Genomic DNA, 1,088 nt, shown 5'->3' with positions numbered 1-1,088 from the left:
GGCAGGGACGTTCATGACAGTGCGCGGTTTGACGTAAAGGGAGGACCCCCGCTGGGCTGTGGCTTGTCGAAGGTCACATCTCAACAACGGAGGTCCTCATGCCCCACTCTAAGGCCCGGCTCAATGTCAACGGCCGACTCCTGCTCGTCGAGCGCGTCCGCGAACAAGGCTGGAAGGTCGCCCACGCCGCGAAGGCGATGGGTATCTCCCGCCAATGCGCCCACCACTGGCTCAACCGCTACGACCTGCACGGCGAGGCCGGACTACATGACCGCTCCAGCCGACCCCACACCATGCCCCGACGCACCAGCCCAGACACCGAGGCACGCGTCCTTGCCCACCGGACCAAGCATCGACAAGGCCCCGCCCGGATCGCTACCGCCACCAAGGTCCCGGCCCGGACGGTGAGCGCGATCCTGCGCCGCCACCACATGCCGCCCCTGGCACACCTCGACCCCATCACCGGCGCGGTGATCCGCGGCAGCCAGGCCACCACGCGCCGCTACGAACGCGAACGCCCTGGTGAACTCGTCCACGTCGATGTGAAGAAGATCGGCAAGATCCCCGACGGCGGCGGCTGGCGCCTGCACGGACGCGCCGCCACCAGCGCCCAGAAGAACAAGCGTGAACGGATCGGCTACGACTACGTCCACGCCGCCGTCGATGACCATTCCCGGCTGGCCTATGTCGAGATCCACGACGACGAGAAGGGCCCCACCTGCGCCGCCTTCCTCACCCGCGCCGCAGCCTTCTTCGCCAGCCACGGCATCGCTCGCATCGAGCGTGTCATCACCGACAACGCCTTTGCCTACCGCAACAGCCGCGACTTCACGGCAGCGGTCAAAGCTCTGGACGCGAAGCAGAAATTCATCAAGCCCCACTGCCCCTGGCAGAACGGCAAGGTCGAACGCTTGAACCGGACCCTGGCCACCGAGTGGGCCTACCGGCAGCCCTTCACCAGCAACCAAGCCCGCCGCGACGCCCTTGCCGACTGGCTCACCTTCTACAACACTGAACGAGGCCACAGCGCCCTCAACGGGAAGGCTCCCATCACCCGAGTGTCATGAACGTCCCTGCCACCAACACCT

Annotated in this window: 1 protein-coding gene; it reads left to right on the top strand. The window is 66.5% G+C overall.

The window, feature by feature from the left end; genetic code table 11:
• The first annotated feature begins 98 nt into the window (after positions 1–98).
• On the top strand, positions 99–1,067 hold the full coding sequence (locus AAEX57_RS16165; RefSeq protein WP_342093323.1) for an IS481 family transposase: 969 nt from the start codon (positions 99–101) through the stop codon (positions 1,065–1,067).
• Positions 1,068–1,088 lie beyond the last annotated feature (21 nt).

It is taken from the genome of Luteococcus sp. H91 (assembly GCF_038433135.1).
Classification (GTDB): domain Bacteria; phylum Actinomycetota; class Actinomycetes; order Propionibacteriales; family Propionibacteriaceae; genus Luteococcus.
Note: the sequence above shows the minus strand (reverse complement) of the source record. Positions and strands in the feature narration are given on the sequence as shown.

Excerpts from the sequence above, each read along its gene's own strand:
- AAEX57_RS16165 (WP_342093323.1), top strand. The coding sequence starts at position 99 with ATGCCCCACTCTAAGGCCCGGCTCAATGTCAACGGCCGACTCCTGCTC.